This window comes from Pseudomonas sp. R1-15, assembly GCF_051132085.1.
Classification (GTDB): Bacteria; Pseudomonadota; Gammaproteobacteria; order Pseudomonadales; family Pseudomonadaceae; genus Aquipseudomonas.
On the sequence record NZ_CP071660.1, the window covers coordinates 5,107,379 to 5,122,231 of the forward strand.

Genomic DNA, 14,853 nt, shown 5'->3' on the forward strand with positions numbered 1-14,853 from the left:
CTCTTCATTAGCGATTGGCGCTGGTTGCGACAAGGGCACGGGCGGCGGCGATATCTGCATGGATCGCCGTCTTGAGCGCCTCCAGAGAGGCAAAACGCTGCTCTTCACGCAGCTTCTGGTGGAAAACCACCGTCAAACGCCGGTCATACAGATCGCCGGCAAAATCCAGAATGTGTACTTCGAGATGGGCCTTGCCATCCCCCTGCACCGTGGGACGTACGCCGATATTGGCGACGCCGGGCCAGGTCTTGCCGTCAATGTCGACACTCACCAGGAACACCCCGGTCAACGGCACACGACGGCGCTTGAGTTGCACGTTGGCCGTCGGTGTGCCCAATTGGCGCGCCAGTTTCTGCCCGTGCAGGATCCGCCCGGCAATCCGGTACGGCCGGCCGAGCAAGCGCTCGGCCAATTCGAAATCCGCCGCCGCCAGGGCATTGCGGACCTGGGTGCTGCTGACGCGCAGACCGTCCATTTCGACGGTCTGTGCCGCTTCGACGGTGAATCCCTGGGCGATGCCGGCCTGTTGCAGGTAATCGAAATCCCCTGCCCGGTCGCAGCCGAAACGGAAATCGTCGCCGACTTCCAGATGCTTTACGTCGAGACCGTCCACCAGGATGGTATCGACGAACTCAGCGGCGCTGAGCTGGCTCAGGCGCTGGTTGAAAGCCAGGCAGAGGACCCGATCGACGCCTTCGGCGGCCAGCAGTTGCAGTTTGTCACGCAACCGGGCCAGACGCGCCGGAGCGGTGTCCGGGGCAAAGAACTCCCGGGGCTGCGGCTCGAAGATCACCACGCAGCTGGGCAGGCCCAACTCCAGCGCACGCTCGCGCAGCCGCGCCAGGATAGCCTGGTGGCCACGGTGAACACCGTCGAAGTTGCCAATAGTGGCGACACAGCCCCGATGCCGGGGACGCAGGTTGTGGAGGCCTCGAACCAGCTGCATAACGCGCTTCTTGCTCATAAAGTGGCCGATTATAACCACACCCGGCGGTCGGCGACAGGCAACACCGTAACCCAAAGTGATCGAACCGACAAAACCGCCGTCCGGCCCGGGATTATCGAAGGCAACCGTTCAGCTCAAGGCCTTGCGATTGAAGTCGCGCAGACGGAATCCCATTAGCAGCAACATGCCGAAATAAGCCACCACGCCGGCCACGACCAGCACGCCCAGGCGCAGGAAACGCTCGAGCATCTGCCCTTCGCCCCAGGCCGGCATGAAATGCATCCCCGCCAGCAACACCGCCGACATCACCGCCACGGCGACCAGCAGCTTGAGGCCGAACCTGGCCCAGCCGGGCTGCGGCTGATACATCTCCTGTTTGCGCAGCTGGTAGAACAGCAGCCCGGCGTTGAGGCAGGCACCGGCGCTGATCGCCAGGGCCAGGCCGGCATGGGCCAGGGGTCCGATGAGCAGCAGGTTGAACAGCTGGGTCATCACCAAGGTAAAGATGGCGATCTTCACCGGCGTGCGAATGTTCTGCTGGGCGTAGAAACCCGGCGCCAAGACCTTGATTACAATGATTCCAAGCAAGCCCACCGAATAGGCGATCAGCGCGCGCTGGGTCATCAAGGCATCAAACGCATTGAACTGGCCATACTGGAACAGCGAAACCGTCAGCGGCTCGGCAAGGATCCCCAGCGCCAGCGCACAAGGCAGGACCAGCACGAAGCACAGGCGCAGGCCCCAATCGAGGATGCGCGAGTATTCATGACGGTCCTGGCTGGCGTAGGTCTTGGCCAGGGTAGGCAGCAGAATCGTGCCCAGCGCCACGCCCAGTACGCCGGAAGGCAGCTCCATCAAGCGGTCGGCGTAGTACATCCACGAGACCGAGCCGGCCACCAGGAACGAGGCGAAGATAGTGTTGATGATCAGGGAAATCTGACTCACCGACACCCCGAGAATGGCCGGCAGCATCTGTTTCATGACGCGCCACACGCCACTGTCGCGCAAGTTCAGGCGCGGCAGCACCAGCATGCCGATCTTTTTCAGGTGGGGCAGTTGATAGAGCAATTGCGCCAGGCCGCCGACCAGCACCGCCCAACCCAGGGCCATCACCGGCGGATCGAAATACGGCGTCAGGAACAGCGCGAACACGATCATGCTGACATTGAGCAGCGTCGGCACGAAGGCCGGCACCGAGAAGCGGTTCCAGGTATTGAGGATCGCCCCGGCCAGCGATGACAGGGAAATCAGCAATATATAAGGAAAGGTCACCCGCAACAGGTCGGAGGTGAGCTGGAATTTTTCCGGCGTGTCGGTGAAACCTGGCGCGGTGGCCCAGATCACCCAAGGCGCGGCGAGCATGCCGGCCGCGGTGACCAGCGCCAGCACCAGCGTGAGCAAACCGGTCACATAAGCGATGAAAGTGCGGGTCGCCTCGTCGCCCTTCTGGCTTTTGTATTCAGCCAGGATCGGCACGAAGGCCTGGGAAAAGGCCCCTTCGGCGAAGATCCGCCGCAGCAGGTTTGGCAGCTTGAAGGCGATGAAGAAGGCGTCGGTGGCCATTCCGGCACCGAATATCCGCGCGATCAGCGTATCGCGAACGAATCCCAGAACCCGGGAAAGCATCGTGATAGAGCTGACGGCAGCCAACGATTTGAGCAGATTCATGAAAAGAGTTTGTGCCTGTCGATAAACAGCAGGCGAACAACGCGCCCACTTGTGCGATACTTCGCGCCGCTAAACAGCACAGCGCCAAAGCCCGCGAGTTTACAGGTCGCACGCCGGAAAGAAATCATTCGGTGCGCCGCACCTGCCATTCAGCGGAACGTGTCACCCGCCCTTGACAACACGTCAACTCATCGGCATGATTCGCGGCCTATTTTGTTTGCTATTTCCTAAAAAGTCTTTCGAGGAGCTCGACGGTGGCCAACTCACCTTCCGCCAAAAAACGTGCAAAACAGGCTGAGAAGCGTCGCAGCCACAACGCCAGCCTGCGTTCCATGGTCCGTACCTACATCAAAAACGTAGTCAAGGCCATCGACGCAAAAGACGCTGAAAAAGCACAAGCTGCTTACGTTCTGGCTGTGCCAGTTATCGACCGCATGGCCGATAAAGGCATCATCCACAAGAACAAGGCTGCTCGCCATAAGAGCCGCCTGAATGGCCACGTAAAGGCCTTGAACGTTGCCGCTGCTGCCTAAGCGACGCGCTCGTTAAAAAACCGACCCCAGGGTCGGTTTTTTATTGCCTGGGATTTGTCAGGCGCACCACAAGCAAGAAATGTGGGAGCGAGCCTGCTCGCGAATACGGTGTGCCAGACAGCATCAATGTCACTGGCAGACCGCATTCGCGAGCAGGCTCGCTCCCACAATGGTTTTTGCGTGGTTATTGAACCTTGGCCCACGGCAGGATCGGAATCGCCGTCACCGCATTCTGCGGGCTACCCTCGATCACACGGTCGCTGTAGACCAGGTACACCAACGTATTGCGCTTCTTGTCGAGAAAACGCACCACCTGCATGGTCTTGAACACCAGCGAGGTGCGCTCCCTGAAGACCTCCTCGCCATCCTTGAGCTCGCCCTTGAAGCTGATCGGCCCGACCTGGCGGCAGGCGATGGACGCCTCGGCGCGATCTTCGGCCAGCCCCAGGCCACCTTTTACGCCGCCGGTCTTGGCACGCGACAGATAGCAGGTCACGCCATCGACCCTGGGATCATCGAACGCCTCGACCACGATCCGGTCGTTTGGCCCGACAAACTTGAACACCGTGGACACCTGCCCGATTTCCTCGGCAGAGGCCAACAGCGGCAGCGCCACCAGCAAGCCGATCAATCCTTTTGCCAAACCCATGATTTTTCCTTAGACGAGGATCAGGTTGTCACGGTGAACCAGCTCAGGCTCAGCCATGTAACCCAGCAGACCAACAATCGCATCAGACGATTGGCCGATGATTTTCTGTGCTTCCAGCGCGCTGTAGTTGGCCAGGCCCCGGGCAATCTCTCGACCATCCGGCGCTACGCAAACGACCATTTCGCCGCGGCGGAAGCTGCCCTGGACCAGCTTCACGCCTACCGGCAGCAGGCTTTTATTACCTTGGGACAGCGCCGACACGGCACCAGTGTCCAGCACCAGCGTGCCCCGGGTTTGCAGATGCCCGGCCAGCCACTGTTTGCGCGCCGCCAGCATGCCGCGCTCAGGCGACAACAGCGTGCCGATGCGCTCCCCGGCCTTGAGGCGATCCAACACCCGCTCCAAACGACCACCGACGATGATGGTATGAGCACCGGAACGTGCCGCCAGACGCGCCGCGCGCAGCTTGGTCTGCATGCCGCCGCGCCCCAGGGCTCCGCCAGTGCCACCCGCCACCGCATCCAGCGCGGGATCGTCGGCTCGAGCTTCGTAGATCAGCTTGGCATCAGGGTTATTGCGCGGATCGGCGTCGAACATGCCGTCGCGATCCGTGAGAATCACCAGCAGGTCGGCTTCCACGAGGTTGGCTACCAGCGCCGCGAGCGTGTCGTTGTCGCCGAAACGGATCTCGTCGGTGACCACCGTGTCGTTCTCGTTGATCACCGGGATGACTTTCAGCTCCACCAACGCTCGCAGCGTGCTACGGGCATTGAGGTAACGCTTGCGGTCGGACAGGTCATCGTGGGTCAGCAGGATCTGCGCCGTGTGGCGATCAAGCTCGGCAAAGCTCGACTCCCACGCCTGCACCAGGCCCATCTGGCCAATGGCGGCAGCGGCCTGCAGTTCGTGCATCGCGCTGGGTCGCGACGTCCAGCCCAAACGGCTCATGCCGGCCGCCACGGCACCCGAGGAGACCAGTACCAGCTCGACGCCCGCCTCATGCAGGGCCACCATCTGCTCGACCCACACCGCCATCGCCTGGCGATCCAGGCCCTTGCCATCCGCCGTCAGCAGTGCGCTGCCGATCTTCACGACCCAGCGTTGCGCACCCGTCACCTTGCTCCGCATTTTCTTCAACCTTTGCCAGCGAACAGCGCGACCCAGCGCCACTCATGGGATTATTCGTATTTGCGTTTTTCAGATACCAAAACGCCGCTCGAATGAGCGGCGCCTTGAAAACCGGCCGACTGCGATGATAACACCGCGCCGAAACACTTGAACCTGCTCCCCATGCCAGCTACCCGAGAAACCTTGTGGGAGCGAGCCTGCTCGCGATGGCATAGGGTCAGCAGCATGAATGCAAACTGACACACCGCCTTCGCGAGCAGGCTCGCTCCCACAGGTTCTGATCTCAAGCGGCCTGCATCAGCACCAGATCAGTCGCGAACGTAGATGATTTCCGGACCGTCTTCGTCATCCACATCCTCTTCGTCCCAATCGTCATCACCGATGTCATGGACCGACTTGACGCCGCTGCGGCGCAGGGCACGCTGGTCATCCAGCGCCTGCAACTGGGCGCGCGCCTCGTCTTCGATGCGCTGGTCGAGCTCGGCCAGCTCTTCCTTGTAGGCCGGATCATTGGCCAGGCGATCAGCACGATCTTCCAGGTAACGCATGATGTCGTGGCAAAGGCGCTCGGTGCCTTCTTTGGCGATGGCCGAGATCACGTAGACCGGACCTTCCCACTCCAGGCGATCAACGATTTCCTTGACCCGCTCTTCGTGCTCTTCTTCGAGGATCTGGTCGCACTTGTTCAGCACCAGCCAACGGTCGCGCTCGGCCAGGGCCGGGCTGAATTTGGTCAGCTCGTTGACGATGACCTCGGCGGCATCGGCGGCATCGGTTTCATCCAGCGGCGCCATGTCGACGAGGTGCAGCAACAGACGGGTGCGGGACAAATGCTTGAGGAAACGAATCCCCAGGCCAGCACCTTCGGAGGCACCTTCGATCAACCCCGGAATGTCGGCGATCACGAAGCTTTTCCAGCGATCGACACTGACCACGCCCAGGTTCGGCACCAGGGTGGTGAACGGGTAATCGGCGACTTTCGGCTTGGCCGCCGACACCGAGCGAATGAACGTACTCTTACCCGCGTTCGGCAGGCCCAGCAGACCCACGTCGGCCAGTACTTTCATTTCCAGCTTCAGGTCACGCTGCTCGCCTGGCTTGCCCGGCGTAGTCTGGCGCGGCGCGCGGTTGGTACTGGACTTGAAGCGGGTGTTACCCAGACCGTGCCAGCCGCCATGAGCCACCAGCAGGCGCTGGCCGGCCTTGGTCAGGTCGCCGATGACTTCCTGGGTGGCGGAGTCGATCACTGTGGTACCGACCGGCACACGCAGGATCAGGTCTTCGCCCTTCTTGCCGGTGCAGTCGGTGCTGCCGCCGTTGGAACCACGCTCGGCATCGAAATGCCGGGTGTAACGGTAATCCACCAAGGTGTTGAGGTTTTCATCGGCGAGCATGTAGATCGAGCCACCATCGCCCCCGTCACCACCGTTCGGACCACCGTTCTCAATGAATTTTTCCCGACGGAAACTCATGCAACCATTGCCGCCGTCGCCAGCCTTTACTCGAATCGATACTTCATCAACAAACTTCATGACACACGCCTCTCGCCGTACGGACGAGCCAAAAAAACAAGACATAAGACTCTTGCAAAAATGAGCGCAGCGACCTGAAAACACGCCCCAACCGCAGCGCCGACAGCCCATACAAACAGTTTTGCAAGAGACTCACCCCACAAACGAAAAAGCCCCGTCGCAAGACAGGGCTTTTCCAGCGGTCTCGCAATTAAGCTGCGATAACGCTTACGTAACGACGACCGAAGGCGCCTTTTACTTCGAACTTGATCACGCCTTCGACTTTAGCGAAGAGGGTGTGATCCTTGCCCATGCCAACGCCGTAGCCAGCGTGGAATTGGGTGCCGCGCTGACGCACGATGATGTTGCCCGCTTTGATAGCCTGGCCGCCATACATCTTCACGCCAAGGCGTTTGGCTTCTGAGTCGCGACCGTTACGGGTACTACCACCAGCTTTTTTGTGTGCCATGAGTTCAATTCTCCTAGTGAGGAATTAGGCTGGAATTAAGCCTGAATACCAGTGATTTTGATCTCGGTGTACCACTGGCGGTGGCCCATACGCTTCATGTGGTGCTTACGACGACGGAACTTGATGATGCGGACTTTATCGTGACGACCTTGGGAGATCACTTCAGCCACAACGGTAGCGCCAGCAACGACTGGAGCGCCGATATTCACGTCGTCGCCATTGGCGACCAACAGAACGCGATCAAAAGTCACGGATTCGCCGGTAGCGATTTCCAGTTTTTCGATCTTCAGGTATTCACCTGGGGCGACCTTGTATTGCTTGCCACCAGTAACAATTACTGCGTACGACATGGTATTTCTCCGATAATCCTGCTCACCCAGCGCTTTATAAGAAGAGGTATTGGCTGGCATGGCTGCATGGGCTGGAAGGCCCGGATGCAATTGCGTAAGGCAGGTGCTGCCCAGGAAGTTCAGGGTGCGCGATTGTACGCAAGCCGGCAGAGCCTTGCAAGTGGCCGTCTATCGCGCCTTGACACCTGCGGACGTGGGTCCTAGCATGCCGCGCAACCCTTCTGGAGCGCCTGTCGCTGATGCAACCCCAAGCTTTCTACCGCGCTGTGGCGGACGATTTTAGCGCCGTCGACGGTATCATCAAGAAGCAGCTGACTTCCCGAGTGCCGCTGGTATCTAAAATCGGCGACTACATCACTTCGGCCGGGGGCAAGCGCCTGCGTCCTCTGTTGGTGCTTTTGTGCGGCAAGGCCCTGGGTCGCGAAGGCGACGACATGCGCCTGCTGGCCGCCACCATCGAATTTCTGCACACCGCGACGCTGCTGCATGACGACGTCGTCGACATGTCCGGCATGCGCCGTGGCCGCTCGACCGCCAACGCGATGTGGGGCAACGCCCCAAGCGTACTGGTCGGCGATTTCCTGTATTCGCGCTCGTTCGAAATGATGGTCGAACTGGGCTCGATGCCGGTGATGAAGATTCTGTCCCAGGCCACGCGCATCATCGCCGAAGGCGAAGTGTTGCAGTTGTCCAAGGTCCGCGACGCCAGCACCACTGAAGAAACCTATATGGAAGTCATCCGCGGCAAGACCGCGATGCTCTTCGAAGCCTCGACTCACAGCGCCGCCGCCCTGGCCGGCGCCACCGCCGAGCAGAGCGAAGCCCTGCGCACCTTCGGCGATCACTTGGGCGTGGCGTTCCAACTGGTAGACGACCTGCTGGACTACAAGGGCGACGCCGACACCCTGGGCAAGAATGTCGGTGACGACCTGGCCGAAGGCAAGCCAACCCTGCCGCTGATCTACACCATGCGCGAAGGCACGCCGGAACAGGCCGCACTGGTCCGTCAGGCGATCCAGAAAGGCGGGATCGAAGATCTGGAAAGCATCCGTGCGGCGGTTGAAGCTTCCGGTTCGCTGGACTACACCGCCACCCTGGCCCGGGACTACGTTGCCCGTGCGATCAAGTGCCTCGACGCCCTGCCGGCCAGCGAATACCGCGACGCGCTGGTGGAACTGAGCGAGTTTGCGGTGGCGCGTACCCATTGATTGCATGAAAACGGCGAGCTTTAGTGGCGAGGGAGCTTGCTCCCGCTCGGCGGCGCAGCCGGCGTAACACCGGCTGACGCGATCCGCCTGAATGATCGCAGCAATCCAATCGGGGCTGCTTCGCAACCCAGCGGGAGCAAGCTCCCTCGCCACAAAAGCCGCGTATCACCCTCCTTGCGACAAAACCCTATACAATGTGCGCCCTTTTGACCTCCTGATACCCAAGGAACCTTAGTGAGCACGTTGCCTCCCTGCCCGAAATGCAATTCCGAATACACCTATGAAGACGGTACTCAACTGGTCTGCCCGGAGTGTGCCTACGAATGGTCCGCCAGCGGCGAAGCTGAAGCGCCGTCCGACGATACGGTGAAAAAAGATTCGGTCGGCAACGTCCTGCAGGACGGCGATACCATCACCGTGATCAAGGACCTCAAGGTCAAGGGCACTTCGCTGGTGGTCAAGGTCGGCACCAAGGTGAAGAATATCCGCCTGTGCGATGGCGACCACGACATCGACTGCAAGATCGACGGCATCGGCCCGATGAAGCTCAAATCCGAGTTCGTCAGAAAGGTCTGAACCTGTCACACGCCCATCCCGCGTCACGCGCGGGATGCTGCTTGGCCCCCTCCGTTTCGCCAGGCCCGCCAGTTGCGAATGACCTGAGCCATCCCAACCCATCGTCAGAAAAACCAGCGTTGCGCCAATAGAGACTTGCTATTTAGCGAATAAGAATTATTCTCATCGAACCCCATCAAGGAGATGAGAACCATGACTTATTTGATCGATGCCTGGCTGGACCGCCCACATCCCTACCTCAGGATCCTGCATCGGGAAACCGGCGAAGTCTGTGCGGTGCTTGAAGAAGAAGCCTTGAACGAGCTGCAGGACCAAGGCGACCTGGACCTCAACAGCCTCAATTCCAGTGAGCCGCTGGTGCTCAAGGAGCTGGTGCGTAACCTGTTCCTGTTCTGCTACGCCCGGGCGTTGCGCCCGACCGGTGATTTCAGTGGCAGGTTCCATGGATGAAGCAGCAAACCCTGTGGGAGCGAGCCGGCTCGCGAAGACGGTAGGTCAGTCGATATCAATGTTCGATGACACACCGCTTCGCGAGCAGGCTCGCTCCCACAAAAGGCAGTTGCCTTACAGAACGTCCAACAGCTCGACGTCGAACACCAGCACGCTGTGCGGTGGAATGCTGCCAACGCCTTGGGCGCCATAGGCCAGCTCGCTCGGCACGTACAGGCGCCATTTGCTGCCGGCGTTCATCAGTTGCAGCGCTTCGGTCCAGCCCGGGATCACGCCACCTACCGGGAATTCGGCTGGCTGGCCACGATCGTAGGAGCTGTCGAACACAGTGCCGTCGATCAGGGTGCCATGGTAGTGGGTACGCACCTGGTCTTCGCGAGTCGGCTTGGCGCCTTCGCCCTGGGTCAGCACTTCGAACTGCAGGCCGGACGCCAGGGTGGTGATTCCTTCGCGCTTGGCGTTTTCGGCCAGGAATGCACGGCCTTCGCCAGCAGCGGCTTCAGCCTTGGCGGCAGCTTCGGCCTGCATGATTTCGCGGATCACCTTGAAGCTTGCGGACATCTCGTCCTGGCCCACGCGGCTCGGCTTGCCGGCGAAAGCGTCGGTCAGGCCGGCGAGGATCGCGTCCAGGCTGACGCCCGGCGGCGGGTTGTCGCGCAGTTGGTCGCCCAACTGACGGCCTATGCCGTAGCTGACGCGGGTTTCGTCGGTGGACAGGTTAACTTCGGACATGATGCTGCTCCGCTGTGCGGACGGCTCGGGAACGTGCCGTGCGTGACACAGCGCCTCCCGGAGCGCCCGGAACCAAAAGGGCGAGCAGACTAGCACAGATGCCGCCGCCCGTGACGAACCTCAATGCTTGGTCAGTTTGTCCAGATAGCCCATGGCGAATGCCGAGACCACGAACGTCATGTGGATGATCACGTACCACATCAGGTGCTCGGGATCGACGTTCTTGGCGTCCATGAAAATACGCAGCAAGTGGATGGACGAAATGGCAACGATCGACGCCGCGACTTTCATCTTCAGCGACGAGGAATCCATGGTGCCCAGCCAGTTGAGCTTTTCCTTGTCGGAGTCGATGTCCAGTTGCGAGACGAAGTTCTCGTAGCCGGAAATCATCACCATCACCAGCAGGCCGCCTACCAGCGCCATGTCGATCAGCGACAACAGCACCAGGATCAGCTCGGACTCGGCCATGGCAAATACGTTGGGAATGATATGAAAGACTTCCTGGAAGAATTTCAGTGCCAGGGCCAGCAAGCCCAGGGACAGCCCGAAGTAGATCGGCGCCAGTAGCCAACGGGAGGCATACATTGCATTTTCGATAAAGCGTTCCATTGAGTCTCACACCTGGGCTGAAAAATCGCGGCGAGTATATCAGCCACGACCCGCCCCACAAACGCCGCCCCCTTCCTGGGGCCCGACGCTTGTGTCAAGACTTTACCGCGCAGAAGGCTCAATGCAGCGGGCGATATTCGACGCCGCCGACGTTGCGACACCGGCCTCCGTTGATTTCCCGTAGCTGTGCCTGCATGTGCAGCGACCAGATCTGCGGATCATCAGCCAGCTCATAACCGTGCAATGTCAGGTTCTGGACGATGGTGTCGAGGAGGGTTTCAGCGGCAGTCGGGCCAGGGAACGGCCCTTGGGCCTTGATCGCGGTAGGTTGCTCGCCGGCCATTCCGGCGGCGAACAGTACAGTCCACATGCCGGTGTCGCCAGCGAGCGGACGAACGGCGCATTCGATACGGGTCACCAGACCCAGGCAGTGGCGAGTAAGACAAAGGTTGCGCGACATGGCGGCGCCCCTCGGTAGATCCGGTATTCAGCCCGGGAAGGCTGTTTCGATCCAATGATGGCTCTCGTTATCCTTGAACTGAGGATAGGAGAAAAGTTCCGGCCGCAAGGGATTTCGAGACCAGAATGCGCTGAGCGGTCATAGTGTGAATATTGACGCCAAACTGGTGACGCAACACCCAGATTCACCAAACAATGTGGGAGCGAGCCTGCTCGCGAAGACGGTGTGTCAGCCAACAACAATGCTGGCCGACAGTCCGCTTTCGCGAGCAGGCTCGCTCCCACAAGGGTACCTGCGACAATCAGGAAAACATCAGGCCGGCTTCGCCTCCGCCAGGGCCTGCTGGGCCATTTCCTTTTCCGCTTCCTTGATGTCGTCTTCGCTGATCATTTCCGCGATCACCCGCAACCGCTCCACCACGCGAGCGTTGACGCTGCCCTCCGGGAACTCGCCATTTTCATCCGGCTCACCGGCAGGCTCGCCCACCAGCAGGCTCAATGCCTCGTCGGCCTGGCGCACGGCATAGACGTGGAACTGCCCCGCTCGCACCGCGGCCAGCACCTTCTCGTCGAGCATCAGGGTCGCAACGTTGGCCTGGGGGATGATCGCACCCTGCTCTCCCGTCAGCCCGCGGGCTTCGCAGAGGCGGAAGAACCCTTCGATCTTCTCGTTGACCCCGCCGACCGCCTGCACTTCGCCGAACTGGTTGATCGAACCGGTGATGGCGAAGCACTGCTTCAACGGCGTCTTCGACAGGGCCGAGATCAACGTGCAAGCCTCGCCCAGGGAGGCGCTGTCACCGTCCACATAACCGTAGGATTGCTCCAGGGCGATGCTGGCCGAAATCGCCAGGGGGAATTCCTGGGCATAACGGCTGCCCAGGTACCCGGTGAGGATCATCACACCCTTGGAGTGGATCGGCTGGCCGAGGTTGACCTCACGCTCGATGTCGACGATACCGCTGCCGCCGGGGTACACCGTGGCGGAAATCCGCGCCGGCACGCCAAACGCCGAATCCCCCACTTCCAGCACGGTCAGCCCGTTGCACTTGCCCACGGCCGCGCCGTCGGTATCGATCAGGATGATCCCGGCCAGCATGTCGTCGAGGATCCGCGCCGAAACCCGTCCGGTGCGAGTCGCCTTGGCCTTGAGGGCGCGCTCGATGTGGCCGGCATCGGTCATGTCATCGCCGGCCAACTGCCGGATGAAGTCCGCTTCGCTGACCAATTGGAACAGATCACCGATCCGCGCCGACAGGCGCCCCTGGTGCTCCGCCAGGCGCGCGCTGTAAGTGGCCAGGCGCGCCACCGCATCGGCGGTCAGCGGGGCCATGCCCTCCTCCGAGGTTCGGGTCTTGAGCAACTGGGCAAACTGTTCCAGGCTCTCGTCGCCCATCGGGATGTCTTCGTCGAAGTCCACCAGCACGCGAAACATTTCCTGGAAGTCCGAATCCAGGTCTTGCAACGCGTAGTAAAGCTGGCGGGCGCCGATGATCACCACCTTGACCTGCAACGGAATATGTTGCGGCGTCAGGGTGACCGTCGCCAGCCGCCCCAGCTCACCCAACGGCGACTCCATCTTCAGCTTGCGCGATTGCAGGGCGCGCTTGAGCGCATCCCACACGAACGGCTCGCCGAGCATCTTTTCCGCCTCAAGAATCAGGAACCCGCCGTTGGCTCGGTGCAAGGCACCCGGGCGCAACTGCCGATACGTGGTGTAGAGCGCGCCCTGATCAGTGCTGTACTCGATGCGCCCGAACAGGTTGTCGTAGGTCGGGTGCGGTTCGAACACCACCGGCGCGCCACCGCTCGCCGGATGCCCGACCACCAGGCTCGGCGCGTATTGCTCCTCGAGCAATTTGCGGGCGACGGCGTCGGTCTTGCTGTCGTCGACCAATTGCTCGACCACGGTCTTGAGCAGGTAGACCTGCATGGCCTGCAGGTAACCGCAGACGGCGGCATTCTCGGCGTATTTTTCCGAGAGCGGCGCGAGCAACGGCTGCAAGGCCAGGGTGATGGTTTCTTCGTTGAGCTGGCGCAGCTGGTTGTTGGATTCGCGTTTCCACTGCGGCAGGCTGGCGAGCTCTTCGTTCAGACGCTCCTCCAGACTGGAAATGTCCTCATGGAAGCGCTCGCGATCGGCCTCCGGCAACTGGGCGAACTCCGCTTCATCCAGGGCCTTGCCTTCGCTCATCGGCGTGAAGGCGATGTTGCTGCTGTCACGGTACAGCGCGACATCCTTTTCCAACGCCAGGCGCTCGATCACATCGAGGGCGCGGTCGTAGCGCTGATTGAAGGCGCGGTCGATCGCGCTTTTTTTCTGTTGGTAGGACGGATGCTCGAATACTGCCGGAAAAGTCGCTAGCAGATTGTCGATCAGGCCATTGATGTCGGCGATGAAAGCCCCGGCCGTGCCCGACGGCAGTTCCAGGGCACGCGGTTCGCGAGGCTCGTCGAAATTATTGACGTAGACCCAGTCCGCCGGGGTCTGCATGCGCTTGCCCTCGGCCTTGAGGTAGCGTTTGACGAACGAGAACCGACCGGTGCCGGGCTCGCCCATGACAAAGACGTTGTAACCGGGGCGTGGCATCGCCACACCGAACTGCAAGGCTTCGACCGCGCGTTCCTGGCCAAGCACACCGCGAAAGGGCTCCAGATCATTGGTGGTAGAGAAGCTGAACTGTTCAGCGGAAAACGGACGGGTCAGCGCTTCGGGCGCTAGACGCAAGCTGGCAGCAACAGGATCAGGCATCGGGCTTCCTTACATCAGGCGGGGCAGATAGCGGCATTCTGGCGCTGCCCATGCCTGACTGGCAAGGAGCGCCTCAGGCCGAAGCATAGTCGACGGTCCCACCACCGGCAGAAGCCCGTAAACAGGTGATTTCAAATAATGTTTTTGCAAAATGTCACGGAACCCTCGGAACGTGCCTAAACTCCAAACTGCGCGGCTGGAACAATAACCGGCCCACTGGCTGCTGTAGGGGCCAGACCCTGTCCATTGGTATGCACATAAAGAGAACATAGCTATGAAACGGATTCTTCTCGGTACTCTCTTCACCGCTGTATCCATCAACGCCATGGCTCAGGCCCCGGGCGGCCCGGATTGCGGTTGGGGCAACATGCTGTTCGAAGGCCAGCGTGGCACCCCGGCGCACTTCCTCGCATCCACCACCAACGGCACCTCCGGCAACGCCACCTTCGGCATGACCTCCGGCACCAACGGCTGCTCGACCAACGCGGCACTGACCTACGGTGGCAAGTCCTGGCTGGCCATGAATGGCATGATGAACGAGCTGTCCGAAGACATGGCCAAGGGTCAGGGTGAAGCACTGACCACTTACGCCGTGGTACTGGGCGTGGCGCCGGAAGACCGCGCGCACTTCTCCGCTGTGACCCACGAGCACTTCCAGCAGATCTTCAGCAAGGCTGACGTGACCGCCGAAGACGTGCATACCAACACCCTGGCCGTGCTGAAAAACGACCCTCGCCTGGCCAAGTACGCTACTCAAGCTTAAGCTCGACATCACTCGCTCCTTTCGGGGAGCGGGTTTTTTCTTTTTGGGGC

The 14,853-nt window shown here is 60.8% G+C and carries 16 protein-coding genes; 5 read left to right on the forward strand and 11 right to left on the reverse strand.

Features of this window, described 5'->3' with window-relative positions:
- Nucleotides 1-7: 7 nt before the first annotated feature.
- Together ribF and murJ are read right to left on the reverse strand one after the other, a co-directional pair.
- Entirely contained in the window at nt 8-946 is a 939-nt protein-coding gene (ribF, locus tag J3P97_RS23060) for a bifunctional riboflavin kinase/FAD synthetase (RefSeq protein WP_039593898.1), read from the reverse strand.
- A 129-nt stretch (nt 947-1,075) separates the two neighbouring features.
- Nucleotides 1,076-2,614: a murein biosynthesis integral membrane protein MurJ gene (murJ, locus tag J3P97_RS23065; RefSeq protein WP_434672832.1), complete on the reverse strand. Its 1,539-nt coding sequence runs from the start codon at nt 2,612-2,614 to the stop codon at nt 1,076-1,078.
- A gap of 254 nt (nt 2,615-2,868) precedes the next feature.
- Here murJ and rpsT point away from each other — a divergent pair, with 254 nt between their 5' ends.
- Nucleotides 2,869-3,147, forward strand: a complete 279-nt coding sequence (rpsT, locus tag J3P97_RS23070) for a 30S ribosomal protein S20 (RefSeq protein ID WP_020798646.1) — start codon at nt 2,869-2,871, stop codon at nt 3,145-3,147.
- 184 nt (nt 3,148-3,331) lie between these two features.
- On the opposite strand, the gene J3P97_RS23075 is transcribed toward rpsT, so the two are convergent.
- From J3P97_RS23075 to rplU, 5 genes are all read right to left on the reverse strand, one after another.
- Nucleotides 3,332-3,796 (reverse strand): CreA family protein, encoded by a 465-nt coding sequence (locus tag J3P97_RS23075; protein ID WP_434672833.1) that lies wholly within the window; start codon nt 3,794-3,796, stop codon nt 3,332-3,334.
- Between the two features lie 9 nt (nt 3,797-3,805).
- Nucleotides 3,806-4,924: a glutamate 5-kinase gene (gene proB / locus J3P97_RS23080; RefSeq protein WP_434672834.1), complete on the reverse strand. Its 1,119-nt coding sequence runs from the start codon at nt 4,922-4,924 to the stop codon at nt 3,806-3,808.
- 308 nt (nt 4,925-5,232) lie between these two features.
- Nucleotides 5,233-6,456 carry an Obg family GTPase CgtA gene (cgtA, locus tag J3P97_RS23085; RefSeq protein ID WP_060740551.1) on the reverse strand — a complete coding sequence of 408 codons (1,224 nt, stop codon included), beginning with the start codon at nt 6,454-6,456 and terminating at the stop codon, nt 5,233-5,235.
- Between the two features lie 190 nt (nt 6,457-6,646).
- Complete coding sequence (gene rpmA, locus J3P97_RS23090; protein WP_003205738.1) at nt 6,647-6,904, reverse strand: 50S ribosomal protein L27; 258 nt, start codon at nt 6,902-6,904, stop codon at nt 6,647-6,649.
- Between the two features lie 35 nt (nt 6,905-6,939).
- Entirely contained in the window at nt 6,940-7,254 is a 315-nt protein-coding gene (gene rplU, locus J3P97_RS23095; RefSeq protein ID WP_003176051.1) for a 50S ribosomal protein L21, read from the reverse strand.
- 239 nt (nt 7,255-7,493) lie between these two features.
- On the opposite strand from rplU, the gene J3P97_RS23100 reads away from it, so the two are divergent.
- From J3P97_RS23100 to J3P97_RS23110, 3 genes are all read left to right on the forward strand, one after another.
- Nucleotides 7,494-8,462 (forward strand): polyprenyl synthetase family protein, encoded by a 969-nt coding sequence (locus J3P97_RS23100; RefSeq protein WP_305498703.1) that lies wholly within the window; start codon nt 7,494-7,496, stop codon nt 8,460-8,462.
- Nucleotides 8,463-8,696: 234 nt separating this feature from the next.
- Nucleotides 8,697-9,038 carry a zinc ribbon domain-containing protein YjdM gene (locus J3P97_RS23105; RefSeq protein WP_434672835.1) on the forward strand — a complete coding sequence of 114 codons (342 nt, stop codon included), beginning with the start codon at nt 8,697-8,699 and terminating at the stop codon, nt 9,036-9,038.
- A gap of 192 nt (nt 9,039-9,230) precedes the next feature.
- Nucleotides 9,231-9,488 carry a PA4570 family protein gene (locus tag J3P97_RS23110; RefSeq protein WP_003205743.1) on the forward strand — a complete coding sequence of 86 codons (258 nt, stop codon included), beginning with the start codon at nt 9,231-9,233 and terminating at the stop codon, nt 9,486-9,488.
- A 114-nt stretch (nt 9,489-9,602) separates the two neighbouring features.
- Here the strand turns inward: J3P97_RS23110 and J3P97_RS23115 are convergent, their stop codons facing one another.
- The 4 genes from J3P97_RS23115 to J3P97_RS23130 form a co-directional block, all read right to left on the reverse strand.
- Complete coding sequence (locus tag J3P97_RS23115) at nt 9,603-10,220, reverse strand: FKBP-type peptidyl-prolyl cis-trans isomerase (RefSeq protein ID WP_003205746.1); 618 nt, start codon at nt 10,218-10,220, stop codon at nt 9,603-9,605.
- A gap of 120 nt (nt 10,221-10,340) precedes the next feature.
- The gene (locus J3P97_RS23120; protein ID WP_047230159.1) at nt 10,341-10,829 is read right to left on the reverse strand and encodes a TIGR00645 family protein; all 489 of its coding nucleotides are present in this window, start codon (nt 10,827-10,829) and stop codon (nt 10,341-10,343) included.
- A gap of 118 nt (nt 10,830-10,947) precedes the next feature.
- Nucleotides 10,948-11,289: a hypothetical protein gene (locus J3P97_RS23125; protein ID WP_305498700.1), complete on the reverse strand. Its 342-nt coding sequence runs from the start codon at nt 11,287-11,289 to the stop codon at nt 10,948-10,950.
- Nucleotides 11,290-11,601: 312 nt separating this feature from the next.
- Nucleotides 11,602-14,040, reverse strand: a complete 2,439-nt coding sequence (locus J3P97_RS23130) for a Lon protease family protein (RefSeq protein WP_434571712.1) — start codon at nt 14,038-14,040, stop codon at nt 11,602-11,604.
- Nucleotides 14,041-14,314: 274 nt separating this feature from the next.
- Here J3P97_RS23130 and J3P97_RS23135 point away from each other — a divergent pair, with 274 nt between their 5' ends.
- Complete coding sequence (locus tag J3P97_RS23135; RefSeq protein ID WP_030140293.1) at nt 14,315-14,803, forward strand: DUF3015 domain-containing protein; 489 nt, start codon at nt 14,315-14,317, stop codon at nt 14,801-14,803.
- The last annotated feature ends 50 nt before the right edge of the window (nt 14,804-14,853 follow it).

What these genes read in the sequence shown, in the direction of transcription:
- ribF (WP_039593898.1), bottom strand. Translation starts at nt 946, where the DNA reads ATGCAGCTGGTTCGAGGCCTCCACAACCTGCGTCCCCGGCATCGGGGC.
- murJ (WP_434672832.1), bottom strand. Translation starts at nt 2,614, where the DNA reads ATGAATCTGCTCAAATCGTTGGCTGCCGTCAGCTCTATCACGATGCTT.
- J3P97_RS23075 (WP_434672833.1), bottom strand. Translation starts at nt 3,796, where the DNA reads ATGGGTTTGGCAAAAGGATTGATCGGCTTGCTGGTGGCGCTGCCGCTG.
- proB (WP_434672834.1), bottom strand. Translation starts at nt 4,924, where the DNA reads ATGCGGAGCAAGGTGACGGGTGCGCAACGCTGGGTCGTGAAGATCGGC.
- cgtA (WP_060740551.1), bottom strand. Translation starts at nt 6,456, where the DNA reads ATGAAGTTTGTTGATGAAGTATCGATTCGAGTAAAGGCTGGCGACGGC.
- rpmA (WP_003205738.1), bottom strand. Translation starts at nt 6,904, where the DNA reads ATGGCACACAAAAAAGCTGGTGGTAGTACCCGTAACGGTCGCGACTCA.
- rplU (WP_003176051.1), bottom strand. Translation starts at nt 7,254, where the DNA reads ATGTCGTACGCAGTAATTGTTACTGGTGGCAAGCAATACAAGGTCGCC.
- J3P97_RS23100 (WP_305498703.1), top strand. Translation starts at nt 7,494, where the DNA reads ATGCAACCCCAAGCTTTCTACCGCGCTGTGGCGGACGATTTTAGCGCC.
- J3P97_RS23110 (WP_003205743.1), top strand. Translation starts at nt 9,231, where the DNA reads ATGACTTATTTGATCGATGCCTGGCTGGACCGCCCACATCCCTACCTC.
- J3P97_RS23115 (WP_003205746.1), bottom strand. Translation starts at nt 10,220, where the DNA reads ATGTCCGAAGTTAACCTGTCCACCGACGAAACCCGCGTCAGCTACGGC.
- J3P97_RS23120 (WP_047230159.1), bottom strand. Translation starts at nt 10,829, where the DNA reads ATGGAACGCTTTATCGAAAATGCAATGTATGCCTCCCGTTGGCTACTG.
- J3P97_RS23125 (WP_305498700.1), bottom strand. Translation starts at nt 11,289, where the DNA reads ATGTCGCGCAACCTTTGTCTTACTCGCCACTGCCTGGGTCTGGTGACC.
- J3P97_RS23130 (WP_434571712.1), bottom strand. Translation starts at nt 14,040, where the DNA reads ATGCCTGATCCTGTTGCTGCCAGCTTGCGTCTAGCGCCCGAAGCGCTG.
- J3P97_RS23135 (WP_030140293.1), top strand. Translation starts at nt 14,315, where the DNA reads ATGAAACGGATTCTTCTCGGTACTCTCTTCACCGCTGTATCCATCAAC.